The sequence below is a fragment of the Mycoplasma sp. 4079 genome, assembly GCF_047785185.1.
Taxonomy (GTDB): Bacteria; Bacillota_I; Bacilli_A; order Mycoplasmatales; family Metamycoplasmataceae; genus Mycoplasmopsis.
In genome coordinates this window covers 53864-71388 of the sequence record NZ_JBLNNG010000002.1, presented here as the reverse complement: position 1 = coordinate 71388, position 17525 = coordinate 53864, and the positions used below count along the sequence as shown (strand labels likewise).

Below are 17525 nucleotides of genomic sequence, written 5' to 3'. Positions count from 1 at the left end.
TAAAATCCTTTCTCTTATTGTAAACAAAAAGCAGACAGTTTTTTTTATTTTCTGTCTACTTTTCTTGTCCTAGTTTATTTATAGTCGAGCTTTTTATTGGTTAAAGCTTTATAATACTTTTCAATATTAGTTTTTCCATCGAAATTAGCTACTGCATTAGTAAACTCTTTATATTCTTTTGGACGAAATCAATTGGCTCCTTTCCCCTCATATAAGAAATCAATGTCTTCTTGACGCGCCAAAAACACAGATCTTAAAATCATTGTAGCAACATTTTGAGGATATTTGATTGCATACATTAAGGTCAAAGTTGCGCCTCACCCATCGCCTCAGATAATTAATTTATCAAGTTTTAAGTGTTTTCTAAGCCTTTCTATGTCTTCAACCGTTTGATCAGTAGTATTATTTTTTATATTTTTTAAGTTTATATGAGGGGTACTTTTTCCACAACCTCTTTGATCAAAAAATATAAATTTAAAAAAATTAAGATTTAAGAGAAGCGCAGGATCCATGTTAGATGATTTTCCTGGTCCGTCATGAATTACTAAAACAGGAAAACCTTTTGGATTACCAGATATAGTATACCAAATTTTATTTTTACGGTCGGGTTTGAAATAATGTTGGGTTCTTGCTGCTGATGCTGCTATTACACGTTTGGCTAATGATGCTAAATGTTGGTTGCTGTTTGAAAAAAACAATTTCTCCTCCTTTAAAATATATTTAATTTATCAAATTTGTAGATAGCTCTTTTTCTTTATAAGATTTAATGGTTAAAATAAGTTAACTGACTTAAAGTGAAATTGAATTAAAAGTAAATTAAAACATAACCAACTAATTTAGTTTCTATTTTTTTAGGCGCTTGCAATACTTAATTGTATCTATCATATTTTCTATAAATCAAACTGAATGATTTAATATATATTTATTACAACAAGTTTTAACATTATCAAGTTTTTCAATCAATAAATAAGCGCCAACATAACGAGCCACAAGATCGCGATGTCCGTGAGCTATATAAGTTGGAATGTGTTTATATTTATTAGAATTTTCAAGAATGTAGTTGTCGCTTGGTAAAAATGACTTATTGTAGAAATAATAGCTTTCTAAAAGGGCTAACTGATAAGCTTCTTCTTCATTTTTTATTTTAAACTTATTAACTGAAGTTAGATTATCATAATCCATTGCCAGAATGTTTATGAATTCTCATTTATAAAAATTAATAGCAAGTTTTTTTCTATATTCATAATCAAGCTTTCTATTAGTTAAAGCTTTATAATACTTTTCAATATTAGTTTTTCCATCGAAATTAGCTACTGCTTCGGTAAATTCTTCATATTCTTTAGGGTAGAATCAATTAGCTCCCTTTCCCTCAAATAGAAAATCAATATCCTCTTGGCGTGCTAAAAACACAGATCTAAGAAACATTTTAGCAACATTTTGAGGATATTTTATTGCATACATTAAAGTTAGGGTTGTTCCTCACCCATCGCCGTAGATTTTTAATTTATTAAGTTTCAGGTGCTTTCTAAGCTTTTCAATATCTTCAACTAAGATATCGGTTTTGTTATTTTTCAACTCTAATAATGGTGTACTTTTTCCACAACCTCTTTGATCAAAAAAAATATATTTATTTTTCTTAACATTTCAAATTTCTTTTTCAAACATTTCTGAAGACTCTCCTGGTCCTCCATGCACTATCAAAATAGGATTATTTTTCGGATTACCATATATTCCGTATCACATTTTAGTGTTAGAGTCAAGTTCTAAATAGCCTTCAGTAAAATTTATTTTTTCTTCAATCATTCAATTCCTCAATTCCTTTCACAGTGATAAGGGACAAAATATTCAATATAGATAAATAGATAAGAAACTATTCATCAGTATAATAGGCTAATTCTTTTTCGTGAATTTTTATTTAACAGCGTAGATATCCTTGACCAACGCAAGAAGTTCTTTATTTCTTTGATCAACTTTTCCTTTATCTCAATCTTCGGAAACTTTAAAAAGTTCAAATTTTGAATCTTTATCTTTCTTTATTCTTTGTTGATTTTCATCATTATTATCAGTATTTTCTTTTTCTATCATATCTTCTATAACTTTTGTTAGATTTTTTAAACCGGCCGAATTAGCTTCATTCCAAGAAATTGGATGTCCCTTATATCCTTTGCCCATTACTTTTTTATTGAACAAATCAGCTTTATCTTTAGAAGATGAATTGCTTGCGGCTTTATTATCAGAAGAAGTAACAATCACTCCATTACCAATCGATTCTTTAACTTCAACACTCTCCAACTCGTTATTTCTATCATCATCTTTAGCTTTTTGTGGATAAAAATGTTCTCATGTCGTATTGTTTGCGAAATAATCTAGTCAATTTGTGTATAGCGCGGTATTAGAAGAGCCTCTTGTATATTTAAAAAAATTATTTAAATTATTGCTTAAAAATAACTCTATCCTTCTAAAAATTGCCACATTATAATAGTTATCTTTTTTCTTAGGTTTCGTTAATTTATAATTTAAATCATCTTCAAACTCTTTCAATATTCTTTCAGTTGATTTATCATTATTAATTCATTTTAACATTGCTTCTCTTAATTCTGAGTATGTGTTTATTTTTTGTTGATCACCTTCTATGTTATTAATTACTTCTGTTTGTGAGCTTGATATCTTGGATGCCCAATCTCTTACAGTTTTGCTGAATGATTGTCCTTTGTAATTGCCTGTTTTTCAAATCACTCAGAATCTTTCAATTTCAAAAAGCCATTTAGTAACATTGGTAAATATTTCTGAAAATGCTAGTTTTGTAAGATCTGTATCCAAATCTAATATTTTGAATTTATTTAGAATTGTGTAAATAAGTGAAAAGAAAATTCTATTTTCTCATACATTTGTAAGAAGAATAGAAGGGAAAAGACATTTTAATATTTCTTTGTTGTTGTCAGAATAGTTTTCATCAAAAGGATAATTATTTATTAATAATTGCTCTAAATCATCATAATCCCTTGCTAAGATAAATTGAAATTTGAATAATTTCTTACGAATTTCAGCCAAAGCTTCAGATTGGTTATCATGATGTTTTTTATATAGTTCCTCTATGTATGATTTTAAAACAATGTAAGAGCTATAGTAATCCTTTTTCTTCGGCTCAATTGTGCAAGATAAACTTTCACTTAACTGAACAAACTGTGCAAATAAAACTATAAGGTCAGTATCTTCTTCAAATTGTTTACTATCAATTGTTTTCTTTTTATCCAATTTATTTCCAGCAAAATTGTTCTGTGTCTTACTATCTTTCTTGTAAAAATGATTTGAAAATTTATCTTTAAATTCTTCTAGCTCTTCTGATTTTGTGCGTCAAAGTTCGTCAAACAATGAATTAACTAAATCTATGTTAGTTAATTTCATGCTTAATAAATTCATTTTTTCAAAAAGTTTTTCTTCATATTTTTTATGAACAAAAACAACATCAAATCAAATTCTTTCAAAAAATGCTGTAATAAAAGCAATTATTTTTTCTTTTTTGTTCTTCAATTTATCTATTAAAAGTGTTCAAATATAGTCTAAATTGTGTTTTATTTTGTACGAAAATTTGTTTTGAATGCTCTCTGGGAAGTATTTTTTTATTTCATCTATATCACTTGATAGTAAAATATGCAAATGTTTATAAGAATCTGAATTTTTGTAACAGTTTTTTGACATTCAACCTTGTTTATCGTGGAACATTCGTTTAAATAAAGAAGGCATTTTAATAATTTCTTCTTGATGATTAGAAAAATTGTGATAAAGAATTAATTTATAAAGACTATAAGCAGTAAGGATTAACGTCATTATTCTTTGTTGACCATCAACAATTTTAATATCATCATCAATTTGAGCGAATGTAATTGAACCCAATAAATGATATTCATTTTGATCAAGTGACGTTGTTTCAATATCATTGATAAGCGTTTCAACCAAATTATCATTTCATGAATAATTTCTTTGGTATAAAGGAATTTCTATGCTTTTTTTCACAAATGAAAAGTCAAATATTGCGGTCAAATTTCAAATTTTTGACACAAATGGTTCTTCATCACTCACTTTATATTCCTTACTTGTTGGGTCATCGGGTATACTTTTAAATTCTGATGTTACACTAATTAGTTTTTCTAAGTTGTCCTTGTATGGATAATATAATTTATTTTTTTTAATATCTAATAATTGAATTTGTGTTGATTTTATGAATTTATCAACAATTTCTTTGAATTTTTCTTTATTGTTGATGGCACAAAAATCGCAAAATTTAATTCAATGTTTTTTTGAATCGTCAACTTTAGTATTTATATAGGTCTTTATCAAATCAAAACTACTTCTATTCTCATCTTCTTCGCTAGCGATATATGCCATTGTTGAAATTACACTATTCATTCAATTTTGTTCAGAAATTCTCATTATCTTTTTTTCACTATCGGTAAAAGCGTTATTTGACCAAAATTCAGTTAAGTTAGTTATTGACAAAATATTGTTTCCGATTTTTTTGTAAAAATAATCAATGCCTTCTAAATATTTATTTAAAATAGAAAGTATCTTTTCAGATATGTAATCTGAAGTTTTGTTATTTAAGTAGTTACTTAGCGCATCGTGTTCCAAATTGTCATTAACAAAATTTTTAATATATTTTTTAAAATCATTATGCATGACAAAATTATTATCATTTTCAATATGTATAATTTGACAAATCTCTAGCACTTGTTTTATTTCTTCATATGTTTTATTAGTTATTTTATTTGAGTTTCTATCATTTTTTGTTTCAGTTTTTGTATTTTTTTTATAAAAAACAAAGTCTTTGGTGTGGCCTCCATTAAACACAATTTGTGTTGGCGTTAAATAACACAAGCTATCTGTTTTAATTGCTTCACGAATTGTCTCTTGATTTAATCAATTTAATATAGTTCCTTCTATATAAGTTTGAATATCTTTGCTAATTGTTCAAACACTTGTTAAGAAATTTTTGTTCTTATTACTCATTGTCTCCTCCTGATTCTTAAATTAATTATTATTAAAAGAATAATTTTTTATATTTAGCAATTACTATTCCCGATATATTCACTTTTGTTGTTTGTAGTGTGCACTCAAAAAGCCTATTAAGTTTTGGTAATGTTTTTTGTATTCAATTTCATTTTTGTATTATTTAATTTGAATCTAATAATCTAAAAATTAATGATCAATTTTTACATCTATATTAAAAATTTATATTTGGTATTTATTTTTTGTATTATGCCTGTTATAAGTTATAAATAGTTGTATAAAAAAGTGTTATTTTTATATCAAAATCAAAACCAATTATATTTTTAAAGTTATTTTTCTATTTATATTTACTCATGAAAAACTTTAATGTTGTGTGTTCTTATCTACGAAAGCTTAAAAACTTGGAATTCATATTTTAAAAGTTATAGACAAAAAAGCTGAATGTAAAACACTCAACTTGTTCCAGTTTAGTCGTGAATTAATAAAATAAAAAAGTGAAATTCAATTGAAATTATTGCTAAAGACCGAGTCTTTCTTTCGTTCTATATATATATATATATATATATATATATAGTTTAAGGAGTTGAAGATTGACACATTTAATTCTCTTGCAAATTTCATAATAGTATTATATTATTTTTTTATTTTATTTTTATAAAAATATGGAAGTAAAACAAATAAATTATTTTTATATAGAATATTCATTGTTAATCAGATTAATAGCAAAAGGTCGCTTTTTCACATTATACTTTTAGACAAGAACTGAAGCTTAAAAAAAGCAATTTATTTATTAACAAAATGTTATTTACAATTAAGATTTAAGACTATTCATTGCGCAAAACATAAAAAAGCTTAGCGATTATAATTAATGGTTTTCATCACAATTAATATTTTTGAAATAGGGAAAACTTATTTATTGATAATTCATTAATTCAGTTATTCAAACCTAGAAACTTAGAATTAAAATAAACAATTAACAGAAAATAAAAAACGAATTTACCTATAAAAAATGTGAATTCATTCTTTCATTTAATATTATTCAGTGCAATATATGTCTTGTAATAAAGCAACAAGTTCTTTAAGTCTTTGTTTAATGTTTTCTTTTCCTAATTCTGGAGCGACTCCAAAAAGAAGAACTTTATCTTCTTTATTTTCAGTTTTATTATTCAAAATAGTAACCAAATTTTTATATTTATTCTCAATTTCTTTTATTGAAATTTCATGGTCATAGAAACCTTTGTTTGACTCACTAAGATTATAATCATATTCTTCATATTTCTTATATGTTGGGCCATTGTAGCTTTTAATATTGCCTATAACATCAAGAATAAAACCATTTGCTATCGATAAACTAGGTCAAGAAAAGTAGACAGTTTTTTATTTTCTGTCTACTTTTCTTGACCTAGTTTATATTACGTCTTTTTTTATAAGAAAATCTCGCAATTAGATAAAGAAGTTTCTAAAAAGTCTGAAAATGAAGAATTACATTCAATTGTCAAAAAAGGCTTTTATGAAAATAAAGGTCGTTTTGGTCGCTGAAGATTGAGCATTTATATACTAAAAGTATATAAAATAGACATAAATTACAGAACATTGGGAAGAATAATGAACAAATTAAATCTAATTTGTGTAGTTAGGTCAAAACGTAAAGTCAGAGAAATCAAGATTACAAATGTTAAAATTAAAGATTTTGTAAATAGAGATTACAATGGAATTACAAATAATATTATTGCAACAGATGTTTCATATATAAAAGCACCAAATGATATAGATGAAAATCACGTTTATCTTTCGTTGCAATACATCATAAAACAAACAAAATTTTGAATTGAAACTTATCAAGAAGAAATGATACAGATTTAGTCATTTCACAAATCAAAGATATCAAGTTTAAAAAACCTTGAATTCTTCATTCAGATCACGGATTTCAATATTCATCATCTAAATATCTTGATGTGGTCGCAAAAAACAATGGAACTGTATCTATGGGTAGAGTCGGAAATTCATTAGATAATAGGGAAGTCGAATATTTCTTTTCAAACATCAAATCTCAGTGTTTAAAGTTTGCAAATTACAAAACAATTTACTTTGATAAACTCAAAAACATTATCAAAGATTACATTTAATGATATAACAATGAAAGATTTCAATCTGTGTTAAATTGAAAAACACCTCAACAATATTGAGATGATTTGAGTTTTTTATAAATTGTCTATAAGACTTGTCCTAGTTTAATTTTTCTTGTTCTTATAAAATTCAGCAATCTAGTTGTAGTAATCTAGAACCTAATTTAACCCAAAAACATGCAGAATATAGTGATAGAGTAATAAAAAGCTTTGATTATGTTATAATCAAATAATTGAAAATATTGAAGGAATTTAAGGATAAGTATGTCACAAATAATTGATGAAAATGTTTTATGAAAAGCAGCAGAAAAACTAAGAGACAAATGTGATCCTGCTGATTATAAAAATGTTGTATTGGGCTTAGTCTTTTTAAAATATGTTAGTGATAAGTACATTGCTAAATATAAAGAGCTAAAAAAAGTTGGTGATGGTAGAGAAAAAGATGAAGACTATTACATTCAAGACCATGTATTTTTAGTACCTGAAAATGCTTTATGAACCAATATAGCAAGTCACTCTAAACAAAGTGATTTAGGTCAAGTAATTGACGATGCCTTCATCGAACTTGAGAAACACAATAATCAACTAAAAGGAATTCTTCCTAAAACTTATTCTAAGAGTGATTTAGATAAATCTGCTTTAGGAGACTTAGTAGACTTTTTCTCTAATAATTTAAATATGGAAGATGCTGATGGTGATTTCTTCGGCCAAGTTTATGAGTATTATGTAGGCGCTTTTGCTAAGTATATACCGACAAAAGGTGGAGAATTTTTCACTCCAAAATCTGTTGTTGAATTAATGGTTGATATTTTAGAACCTTATAGTGGGAAAGTTTTTGACCCATGTTGTGGAAGTGGTGGTATGTTTGTTCAATGTTCTAAGTTTGTTAAAGAACATCAAGGCAACGTTGACAACATCTCGATTTATGGTCAAGAATCAAACCCTGGAACTTGAAAAATGGCTAAAATGAATTTAGCTATTAGAGGACTTGAAGGAAATTTAGGTGAAAAAAGTGCTGATTCTTTTACAGATGATTTACATAAGTCTTTAAGAGCAAATTACATCATCGCTAATCCACCATACAATTTAAAAGATTATTGAAAACCATCTCTTGAAGGTGATCCTAGATGGGTGTTTGGTAAACCGGACATGAAGAATGCTAACTATGCATGACTTTCATTAATGTATTCTAAATTAGCACCTAATGGTAAAGCGGCAATATTGATGCCGAATGGAGCTACAACAAGTAATACTAAAGATGATTACAAAATTAGAAAAGCTATGATTGAATCAGGTAAGGTTGAAGCAATTCTAGCATTGCCTAATAAATTATTTTCAAATGTTACCATTTCAGTTCAATGCTGAATCTTAAATAAAGGAAAAACTAACACCGATGTTTTATTTGTAAACGCAGGCAACTTAGGGAAATTAATCTCAAGAAAAATAAAAGTCCTTGAACAAGAAGATGTAGACAAAGTTGTTAAAGCTTATCGTGATTTTAGAGAAGGCACTCTTATAGATATACCAGGTTTTTGTAAGAAGGCTACATTAGAAGAAATCGAAGAAAAAGATTTCTCTTTAAATCCTGGAAGATACGTCGGAGCAGATGAGTCTAACAAATTATCTCCTGAAGAAATTCAAGAAGAGTTAAGAAAGACTACTGCTGAATTATTAGAATTAATGAAGGAGGGTAAAGAACTAGAAGATAAAATTAAAGAGATATTAATGGAAGAATTAAAATAGTGTTAACTATGTGTTGTTGTGAATCTAATGATAAACAAGGAATTAAAATATTTTTTAAATCATTAAGAAATAAACATGGTTGAGCAGCTCCTTTTATCATTTGGTTAATTTGATTCTTACCTGATTGTGAAATTAGGTAGTAATGAAGATATTTTGCTAATATAAGTGAAGGATTCGGTTTAATTATGGCGACACTTCTTTGAAACTCATAATTTGGAAAAGATTCTTGTATTACACTCGATTCACCTATGGTTCCAACAGTTGTCAAAACCACATCACCTATTTCCATTTTAGTTCTATTCCTAAGGAGAAATAGAGTGTCTTTGTCTATTCGTCTATCATCCTTAGTTATATTTATTCTTCCATTTTTCACATTTTTGCAACTTAGTAAATAACAATTACCATTTGCATTATCTAAAACGGTAGAATGTGTTCCATCTGTAATATTTTTACAAATATCGTTTAATTTTTTCTTTATCTTTATCATTATATTTATGAAACTAAAAGATATATTAACTATTAAATATGGCAAAAATCAAAATCAAGTCGAAGTTGATTATAGTGATATTCCAATTCTAGGCACTGGTGGCTTAATTGGTTATGCTTCTAAACCTATATATGACCACGAATCAGTATTAATCGGTAGAAAAGGCACTATTTCAAAGCCGTTTTATATCAGCAAACCGTTTTGAACAATTGATACTTTGTTTTATACAGAGATTAACGATAACATCGTTTTACCAAAGTATTTATTTTACAATCTTTCTACAATTGATTTTTCAAAATATTCTGAAGGTGCTGCGGTTCCTTCTTTAACAACTAAAACTTTGTATGAATTAAATATTCATATCCACTCTATGATTGAACAACAACACATAGTTAACATTGTGAGGTATTATTAATGATTGAATACAAACTTAAAGATCTTGTAGATTTTAAGGACTCTTTGAGAAGACCTTTATCAACTATGGAAAGAAAAAGAATTCAAGGAAACTATCCATACTATAGTGCAAACGGCATAATAGATTATATTAATGACTACTTATTTGAAGGAGAATATCTATTGTTGGCAGAAGATGGTACAGTCATTACTGACGATGGAAAACCTATAATTCATATGACAAATCACTACTCGAAATTTTGAGTAAGTAATCACTCTCATATTTTTAAAGCAAATAATCTTGTTCTAAATAAGTATCTATACTATTGCTTGAGTGCAACAAATATCGAAGGAATAGTAACTGGCGCTGTCCAACCGAAAATTACCCAAGGTAATCTTTTAAATCTTAAAATTCGAATTCATGATATGGATATGCAAAATCACATAATTAACACTATAGGAACAGTTGATGATTTGATTGAAAAAACTAATCAAAAAATTATATTGTTTGAAAAATTACTAAAATATATTTATCAAATTTATTTTAATGATAAAAGTAGTGTAAACAAATTAGGTGATGTAATTAAATATTTTGTTGGTGGGACATTTAAAAGTAAGGATTATACAAATCTTCCATCATGAAAATTAATTACAATTAAAAACATAGGAGACTCTGGATTTAATCTTGATAATATCACTTATTTTAGTATGAAGCCAGAATATGAAAAATTTAAATTAGAAATCGGGGATATCTTACTGACCATGACTGGGTACGTAGGTAGAACAGGTATTGTTGATTCTGAAGATTGTTATCTAAATCAAAGAATTATAAAGATTACTTGTGAATCGAAAGCTTTAATATATACCTATTTACTAATGGATAAGGAAAATATTTCTAGTTTAGGTCACGGTAGTGCACAACCAAACTTAAGTATTTCAGATTTTTTAAACATTAAAGTTCCGTTTAGCGAGAATGACGTTAACTATTTTAAAAAATATGATTATATATTTGACGCAATTCTAAAAAATAGAATGAATATTAGAAAATTAACAAATTTGAAGAAACATCTTCTTTCAAAATATTTCTAGATAGTTAACACTATAGGAAGCGTCGATGATCTTATTGAAAATTATGACTTAATCGAGACTAAAATTAAATCTATTGGATTAAGAAAAATAAACTCCTTGAATTTTATTAGAAATCACGTTCCCTTCTCGAAATATGGGATATTTGACAAAGGAATAGAGGTTGGTTCTAGCAACTATATAGAAAAATCCCAAAATAGAGACGGTCTTATTCCGTACTTAAGAGTAGGTGATTTAGATTCATTAAAAAATTGTTACATAAAAAAAGCGCAAAACCTAAAAACATGTCACTCAGATGATACTTTAATAGCATTTGATGGCGCTCCTGGAAGGGTGAATGTTGGTTTAACAGGTGCTTACTCATCAGGAATATATAAAGTAATATCTGAAAATAAAGGTTTTGCTTTCTTTGAACTATTAAGCGATTTAAATCAGTCTATTATCAAAGATAATTCGCAAGGCACAACAATTTTGCATGCTTCTAAGGCAATACCGATGTTATTAGCTTGTGAACCAACTAATGATGAAATTGATTTTTTCAATTATATTTATGAATTATTGGTTAAAGTGAAAATGTTAAAATCTAAATGTTTAGATATTAAATCTATACTTCTTAATAAATATTTTACCAATTAATTATTTTGTCAACTATTTCCTGTTGCTCTTCGCTTGTTTTTCTCAAATAAATTCTAGTGGTTTCTATAGATTCGTGTCCCATTAAATCTGCTAGTAATGCAATATCTTTGCATTTTTCTAAAAAATTTTTTGCAAATCTATGTCTAAAAGAATGTGGGTAAACTACATTTAGATTCATATTATATTTTCTTGCTAGTGATTTTAATTGATGAGCTATACCTCTAGTTGATATTTGATTACCATCTTTATTAAGAAATAGATAACCCTCTGTTCTAGTGATAGAATCATAATATTCTATCGCTTTTTTTCTTAATCTAACGGGTATGAATATTCTTCTTATTTTGCCACTTTTTGTGTAAAGGTCTATATAACCCCTTATTAAATGCTCATATTTGAATTGAATAAGCTCAGAAATCCTAGCACCAGTTGCTCCTAAAAATCTAACAATAAAATACCACTCATAATTTTTGTCTTTGAGCAATTTGTTTTTAAAGAACTCGTAATCTGCATCGCTGATAACATTTTCTAAAAAACTTTTTTGTTGAATTTTTATGTATTTTAGTTTTAATTTTTCTTTCTTTAAAAATTCCAGATATTTGTTGATTCCTTGAATTCTCAAATTAATAGTTTTACCCTTATACTTATCGACTAATATTGATTTAAAAGCTAATAAATTTTGCTTTGTTATTTCACTAAATTCTGCACTAAACTGTTTAACTGCAATAACATAAGCATCAATAGTATTTTTTGTTAAATTTTGATGTTGCAAAAATGAAATAAATTCTTTCAAATTGTAATACCTCCTATTTATGGAAGGTACTAAAATCTAGAAATATTTATTCAATAGTAGATTCTTCAATTCTTTAAGCTTCTTTATTTTTCTTCTATAACAAGTTAAATGAATAACTAAAGGACTAAACTCCTTATTGAAACTATTTATCTCTTCATCAGACAGTTTAGGGACAAGAATTTTTTTAAATGTTTCATTATTAATCCCAGCCATGGTTGTCCCTACAGAGTTAAGGTCTCTTTGAACGAAAAAGTTTGGGGATAAAATAATACCTGTTAGAAATGATAGTGGTAATTTGTTTGTAGCTTCGACTCCTAAATATCCTGTTGAAAAGATATAATTATTAAGTAAATCATCATCTTTTTCTGTCACTATAATTACCTTTTTTGAGTCTTTCATCTTGGCGAATCATATTGAATCAACCACTGGTTGCATGTTTGCTCTAGATGGTATGTCCTCAAAGTTGAATGAATCAAATTGTAAAATATTGTTAATACCTTCTACGGACGATGTGTCCAAATAATTCTTGGTATTATTATATTTTTTTATACCAGATTTAATAATTTGAGGCGAGTAATATTCAAAAGGAATGAGACTTTTATCAGATAACGACATACTAATTATGTTTAATATTTTTGATATCTGATTTTAATAATTTTCGATAAGTTCATCGACGCTTCCTATAGTGTTAACTATTTAGAAATATTTTAAAAGTAATTTTTCTTTAATAGACTTTAATTTTAAAATTTTTTCTTTATAGCCTATTTCTAAATTTAAAAGAATAACTACAATCTTGTTATATGTTTTGATTTCATTTTCATTTAATAGAGGAATTGTTAACCCTAAAAACGTATCATCGTTTAAGGACGGTCTTTTTGATGCCTGAGAAGAGTTGTATAAAATATTTTTTACTTCATCTTGCATAAGGAAATCTCTAACATATTCTTTAATTAATTCATTATTCGGAATTACTTTTAATAATGCCACATTATATGCACCCTCTAAACCGAACCTTACAGCACCGGCATCACCATATTTATCTATCATAATGTCATACTTATTACATAAATGATTTCGTTTTGAAATAGGTATATATGTTTTATGATTTTCCGAATCATAATCTCTATTTTGAATAAATCTAACATAACCTTCTTTTTCTTCATAGATATGCTCTGATTTTGGAGGCTGAGCTCCATTTTCAAAAGTCACTATTTCTTTGAACGGTACTGTACTGATTGAATTTAAAGAAAAATGCTTATAAAGTAATTTTCTTAATCTCTTGATTGAATTTAAAATTTCTAAAGTCTTTTCAATCAAATCATCAACTGTTCCTATAGTGTTAACTATCTAGAAATATTTGCTGAATAAAATATCTTTAATTTTAATTAATAAAGAGATTTGATTTCTATAATTTAAAATTAAGTTGTAAATTTGACCTATCTTCTCATTAATTTCTTCAGAATGATTGTTTAAATTTATTGATATTTTTTCAAGCATTGGTTTAGTAATAAATTTAATTACTGATCCTTGAGAATTATTTTTCAAAACATTTATATTATTTTCACATTCTTTTAGAAACAAGTAAAAATATTTTTGAGGTTCTAATACATAAGTCCTTTGATATGCATTAAATTTGCCCTTGTAATGTTTAACTGAGATTTCACCATTACCAGCAATTATTATAGCCTCACAATCAAAAGCATAATCATTAATTAGTAACTCATTAGTACCACATGTAAAAAACGGAAAAGAACCGGCCTTATCAGCTTCATTAGCATTAAGTTTTCCTGTTTTTATTAAGCATACATCTGCTAATGATAGATTTTGTGTACATGGATATTCAGAATTTTGAGAATAAAGATTTGTCGAGATTATTTTTAAAAAATTTATTTTCTCCTCAATTTTTTCAATTAAATCATCGACGCTTCCTATAGTGTTAACTATCTGTATTAATTTTGAGAAAAATAACTGCTTTTTTATATAATAATTTCGAGGTAAAATCATATGTTTAATGAAGCTACTATTGAGAATAGCATTATAGAACTTTTAGAAAAAAATGGTTTTGAATTTTTAAATTTTGACGATTCATGACTAAGTGAAAGAAAACTTGATGATTTCATTAATAATGAAGTTCTTTTAAATTCGTTAATTGAAATAAATAAATTTGATGATTTAGAAATACTTAACGAAGCAATGAATATGCTTATGAGAGTTGATAATCCTTCTTTATTCGTAAGGAATTTTTTAGTTCACAAAATCTTAGTAGAAGGTGTGACAATTGAGTCAAATAAATATCAAGTTAACCCTCTTATTAAATTCATTGATTTTGATAATGTAGATAATAACACATTTCAAGTAGTTCATCAAATTAAGTTCAACGAAGGAAGATCGACTAGAATACCGGACATAGTTGTGTACATAAATGGACTTCCTTTAATTGTAATGGAACTTAAGACTTTAGTTGAAGATGCTACTGGAGCAACATTGGAAGACGCTTACAATCAATTAGGTGGAAGCAGCGAGTCTAATGGATACCGTTATGATATTCCAACTTTATTTAATTACTCTGCTTTTTTAGTAATTTCTGATGGAGTAAGTACTAGAATCGGAACATTGACTTCTAAATTCGATAGATACAATGAGTGAAAAAGTGTTGATGGTAAAAAAGGTTATGATGATAATTATGCATTTAAACTAAATACCTTCATAGATGGAGTGTTTGAAAAAAGCAGATTACTAGATATTATTAAACATAATATTTTCTTTATTCAAGACAAAAATGACAAACCAGTTAAGATAATCTCGCAGTATCACCAGTATTTTGGTGTAAAAAAATCAGTTCAATCAATTTTAAATAGCATTAAGTCAAACGGAAATGGTAAAGCTGGTATTGTTTGACATACTCAAGGTAGTGGTAAATCATTTTCAATGCTAATGCTTGCACATAGATTATTGATTAACAAAGAATTAAATGTTCCAACTATAGTGGTTTTAACAGATAGAATCGACTTAGATGATCAACTTTATAAAACTTTCTTTAGTGCGCGTAATTACCTAAAATGCGAACCTCAAATAGCTACATCTAGAGAAGATTTAGTTAAGAAGCTTAAACACATTAAACAAGGTGGAATAATTTTTACTACAGTTGGTAAATTCGATAAGCATCATTTACCAAAAAATGAACGTTCAAACATTATTGTCATGACTGATGAAGCTCATAGAGGGCACTATGGAATTTATGAAACTGTTCATTACGAAAGAAATAAAGAAACTGATGAATTAGAAGCAGTTTTCAAATATGGAGTAGAAAAGTATATTAGGGAAGCATTACCTAATGCTACTTTTATTGGATTTACTGGAACTCCGGTATCAACAAAAGAAAAACAAACAACAGACATTTTCGGTGATATTATCGATGTCTACGATATGACTCAATCAGTTATCGATGGTTCAACAGTAAAACTTTTTTATGAATCTAGACTTGCAAAAGTTTGGACAGATCAATCAATATTGAGTCAAATTGATAATTACTATAATGATTTAGTGAAAAATGAACAAGCAGATAATCAAGCAATAGAAAAATCAAAGCGTGAAATGAGCAAAATCAAAGTCATTTTAGAAGATGATGACATGATTGATTTATTTGCTAGAGATATTATGGCTCATTATTCTGAGAGAAAGGGTACTTTAAACGGAAAAGCCATGATTGTTTGTCAAACTCGTCATGCAGCTTTAAAACTATATAAGAAAATAGTTGATGAGATTGTACCTGAAATGAAAGAACAAGTAATTTTAGTTGTTACTGAATCTAATAAAGACACAGAAGAAATGCGTAATCTATTTAAAGATTCTGCATATAGAAAAGAGTTAGGTGAAGAATTTAAAAAAGATACATCAAAATATAAAATCGCAATTGTAGTTGATATGTGATTAACCGGTTTTGATGTACCCGACTTAGATGCAATATATTTTATTAAGAGACTCAAATCTTATAATTTAATGCAAGCTATTGCTCGTGTTAATCGTGTTTATCCAGGTAAGTATTATGGTTTAATTGTCGATTACATAGGTCTAAATAAAGCATTGAATGAAGCATTAACAGAATATACAGATAGAGATAGACAAGAAAATGTTCAAGATGTAAAGAAAGAAATTTATGACATCTTGAAAGAAAAATTAAGTGTACTTAATGAATGATTTTACAAAATTGATAAAAGCAAATTCTATAGCTCTAATGATCAAGAAAGATTTGAAGCTGTACAAATCGGAACAGAATTTGTGTTACAAGAAGCTAAAAGAGAAGATGCATTTATGAGTGATCTTTCCTTTTCTGTAAAGCAAGCCTTTGTCGTTTGTGCTGGTATTTTAACTGAAGAAGAGAAAAATGATGTTTATTATTACTTAGCTATTAGAAGTTTTATTCTAAAGCTTAGAGCAAAAACTCCAACTGTCTCTATAAAAGAAATGAACGAATATGTTTCTAATCTTCTAGCAGATGCTATTAAAGGTGATGAAGTAAAAGTATTAACTCAAACAAAAGAAGATTCAAGTAAAGTTATTGAATTGTTGAGTGAGAAAAACATAGAAGAATTAAGAGTAAAAAATCCTCCTCATGTGTTTGTTCAAATTGTCAAGAAGTTACTTGAAAGAGCAATAGCTGAATCTAGAAAAAATAATTATTTTAAATCTCAAGAATACAGTAAAAGATTAAGAAAAATCTTAGAAAAATATAATGATAGAGATGCTATTTTTTCACCAGAACAAACTATTGTTGATTTGGTTGGATTCGCTAGTGAAATGGTAAGGGATGAACAAACAGCTAGAGACCTTGGTGTATTTGGAAGAGAAAAAGCATTCTATGATGCTTTAATTAGAGATAAATCAGCTAAAGAATTACTAAACGATGAAACGCTTAAACTTATTGCTAGGGAATTAAAGTCAGTAGTTGAAGAATACGCATCAACAGACTGAGCCCATAAAGAATCCACAAGAGCAAGAATGAGAACAAAAATAAAAGAATATTTGAAGAAGTATAATTATCCTCCAGAATATCAAAAACAAGCTGTAGATGATGTAATTAAACAAGCTGAATATATAATGAGTGAAGATTAATCTTCAGATTGTTTAGGATATCAAATTCGACTTATAAGAAATATTACAATTAGACTTTATTACTTATTAAACGATTGTTTTAGTGGGTAATAAAGTCATTTTTTATTCTTCTGATAAATTTTGAATAAAAAAGAACAGCTAACAC

At 27.2% G+C, this 17525-nt stretch carries 16 protein-coding genes; 7 read left to right on the top strand and 9 right to left on the bottom strand.

Features of this window, described 5'->3' with window-relative positions:
- Window positions 1-74: 74 nt before the first annotated feature.
- From ACMZI9_RS00910 to ACMZI9_RS00895, 4 genes are all read right to left on the bottom strand, one after another.
- A complete protein-coding gene (locus ACMZI9_RS00910; RefSeq protein ID WP_416099059.1) occupies window positions 75-698 on the bottom strand; it encodes an alpha/beta fold hydrolase in 624 nt (207 codons plus the stop codon).
- 145 nt (window positions 699-843) lie between these two features.
- Window positions 844-1803 carry an alpha/beta fold hydrolase gene (locus ACMZI9_RS00905; protein ID WP_323176621.1) on the bottom strand — a complete coding sequence of 320 codons (960 nt, stop codon included), beginning with the start codon at window positions 1801-1803 and terminating at the stop codon, window positions 844-846.
- Between the two features lie 108 nt (window positions 1804-1911).
- Window positions 1912-5007 (bottom strand): DUF262 domain-containing protein, encoded by a 3096-nt coding sequence (locus tag ACMZI9_RS00900; RefSeq protein WP_323176622.1) that lies wholly within the window; start codon window positions 5005-5007, stop codon window positions 1912-1914.
- A 1035-nt stretch (window positions 5008-6042) separates the two neighbouring features.
- Entirely contained in the window at window positions 6043-6177 is a 135-nt protein-coding gene (locus ACMZI9_RS00895) for a hypothetical protein (RefSeq protein ID WP_323176623.1), read from the bottom strand.
- Between the two features lie 435 nt (window positions 6178-6612).
- Here ACMZI9_RS00895 and ACMZI9_RS00890 point away from each other — a divergent pair, with 435 nt between their 5' ends.
- The 3 genes from ACMZI9_RS00890 (at window position 6613) to ACMZI9_RS00880 (ending at window position 8876) form a co-directional block, all read left to right on the top strand.
- Window positions 6613-6870, top strand: a complete 258-nt coding sequence (locus tag ACMZI9_RS00890; protein WP_323176624.1) for a hypothetical protein — start codon at window positions 6613-6615, stop codon at window positions 6868-6870.
- Window positions 6831-7133 (top strand): hypothetical protein, encoded by a 303-nt coding sequence (locus ACMZI9_RS00885; protein ID WP_323176625.1) that lies wholly within the window; start codon window positions 6831-6833, stop codon window positions 7131-7133. Before ACMZI9_RS00890 ends, ACMZI9_RS00885 begins: the two co-directional genes overlap by 40 nt.
- A gap of 264 nt (window positions 7134-7397) precedes the next feature.
- Window positions 7398-8876, top strand: a complete 1479-nt coding sequence (locus ACMZI9_RS00880; protein ID WP_323176626.1) for a class I SAM-dependent DNA methyltransferase — start codon at window positions 7398-7400, stop codon at window positions 8874-8876.
- Here ACMZI9_RS00880 and ACMZI9_RS00875 read toward each other — a convergent pair.
- On the bottom strand, window positions 8845-9363 hold the full coding sequence (locus tag ACMZI9_RS00875; RefSeq protein ID WP_416099058.1) for a restriction endonuclease subunit S: 519 nt from the start codon (window positions 9361-9363) through the stop codon (window positions 8845-8847). The two genes, ACMZI9_RS00880 and ACMZI9_RS00875, sit on opposite strands and share 32 nt — an antisense overlap.
- 7 nt (window positions 9364-9370) lie before the next feature.
- Here ACMZI9_RS00875 and ACMZI9_RS00870 point away from each other — a divergent pair, with 7 nt between their 5' ends.
- The 3 genes from ACMZI9_RS00870 to ACMZI9_RS00860 all read left to right on the top strand — a co-directional run bounded on the left by ACMZI9_RS00870 (window position 9371) and on the right by ACMZI9_RS00860 (window position 11478).
- A complete protein-coding gene (locus tag ACMZI9_RS00870) occupies window positions 9371-9778 on the top strand; it encodes a restriction endonuclease subunit S (RefSeq protein WP_323176628.1) in 408 nt (135 codons plus the stop codon).
- Window positions 9778-10845: a restriction endonuclease subunit S gene (locus ACMZI9_RS00865; protein ID WP_416099057.1), complete on the top strand. Its 1068-nt coding sequence runs from the start codon at window positions 9778-9780 to the stop codon at window positions 10843-10845. Before ACMZI9_RS00870 ends, ACMZI9_RS00865 begins: the two co-directional genes overlap by 1 nt.
- Window positions 10846-10941: 96 nt before the next feature.
- The gene (locus ACMZI9_RS00860) at window positions 10942-11478 is read left to right on the top strand and encodes a hypothetical protein (protein WP_323176633.1); all 537 of its coding nucleotides are present in this window, start codon (window positions 10942-10944) and stop codon (window positions 11476-11478) included.
- Here the strand turns inward: ACMZI9_RS00860 and ACMZI9_RS00855 are convergent.
- The 4 genes from ACMZI9_RS00855 to ACMZI9_RS00840 all read right to left on the bottom strand — a co-directional run bounded on the left by ACMZI9_RS00855 (window position 11468) and on the right by ACMZI9_RS00840 (window position 14272).
- Window positions 11468-12268 carry a tyrosine-type recombinase/integrase gene (locus ACMZI9_RS00855; protein WP_323176632.1) on the bottom strand — a complete coding sequence of 267 codons (801 nt, stop codon included), beginning with the start codon at window positions 12266-12268 and terminating at the stop codon, window positions 11468-11470. The two genes, ACMZI9_RS00860 and ACMZI9_RS00855, sit on opposite strands and share 11 nt — an antisense overlap.
- 36 nt (window positions 12269-12304) lie before the next feature.
- Window positions 12305-12787, bottom strand: a complete 483-nt coding sequence (locus ACMZI9_RS00850; protein WP_323176631.1) for a hypothetical protein — start codon at window positions 12785-12787, stop codon at window positions 12305-12307.
- Window positions 12788-12964: 177 nt separating this feature from the next.
- On the bottom strand, window positions 12965-13585 hold the full coding sequence (locus ACMZI9_RS00845; protein ID WP_416099056.1) for a restriction endonuclease subunit S: 621 nt from the start codon (window positions 13583-13585) through the stop codon (window positions 12965-12967).
- 30 nt (window positions 13586-13615) lie between these two features.
- Window positions 13616-14272 (bottom strand): hypothetical protein, encoded by a 657-nt coding sequence (locus ACMZI9_RS00840; RefSeq protein ID WP_416099055.1) that lies wholly within the window; start codon window positions 14270-14272, stop codon window positions 13616-13618.
- Between ACMZI9_RS00840 and ACMZI9_RS00835 the strand changes: the two genes are divergently transcribed.
- Window positions 14273-17380, top strand: a complete 3108-nt coding sequence (locus ACMZI9_RS00835; protein ID WP_323176635.1) for a type I restriction endonuclease subunit R — start codon at window positions 14273-14275, stop codon at window positions 17378-17380.
- The last annotated feature ends 145 nt before the right edge of the window (window positions 17381-17525 follow it).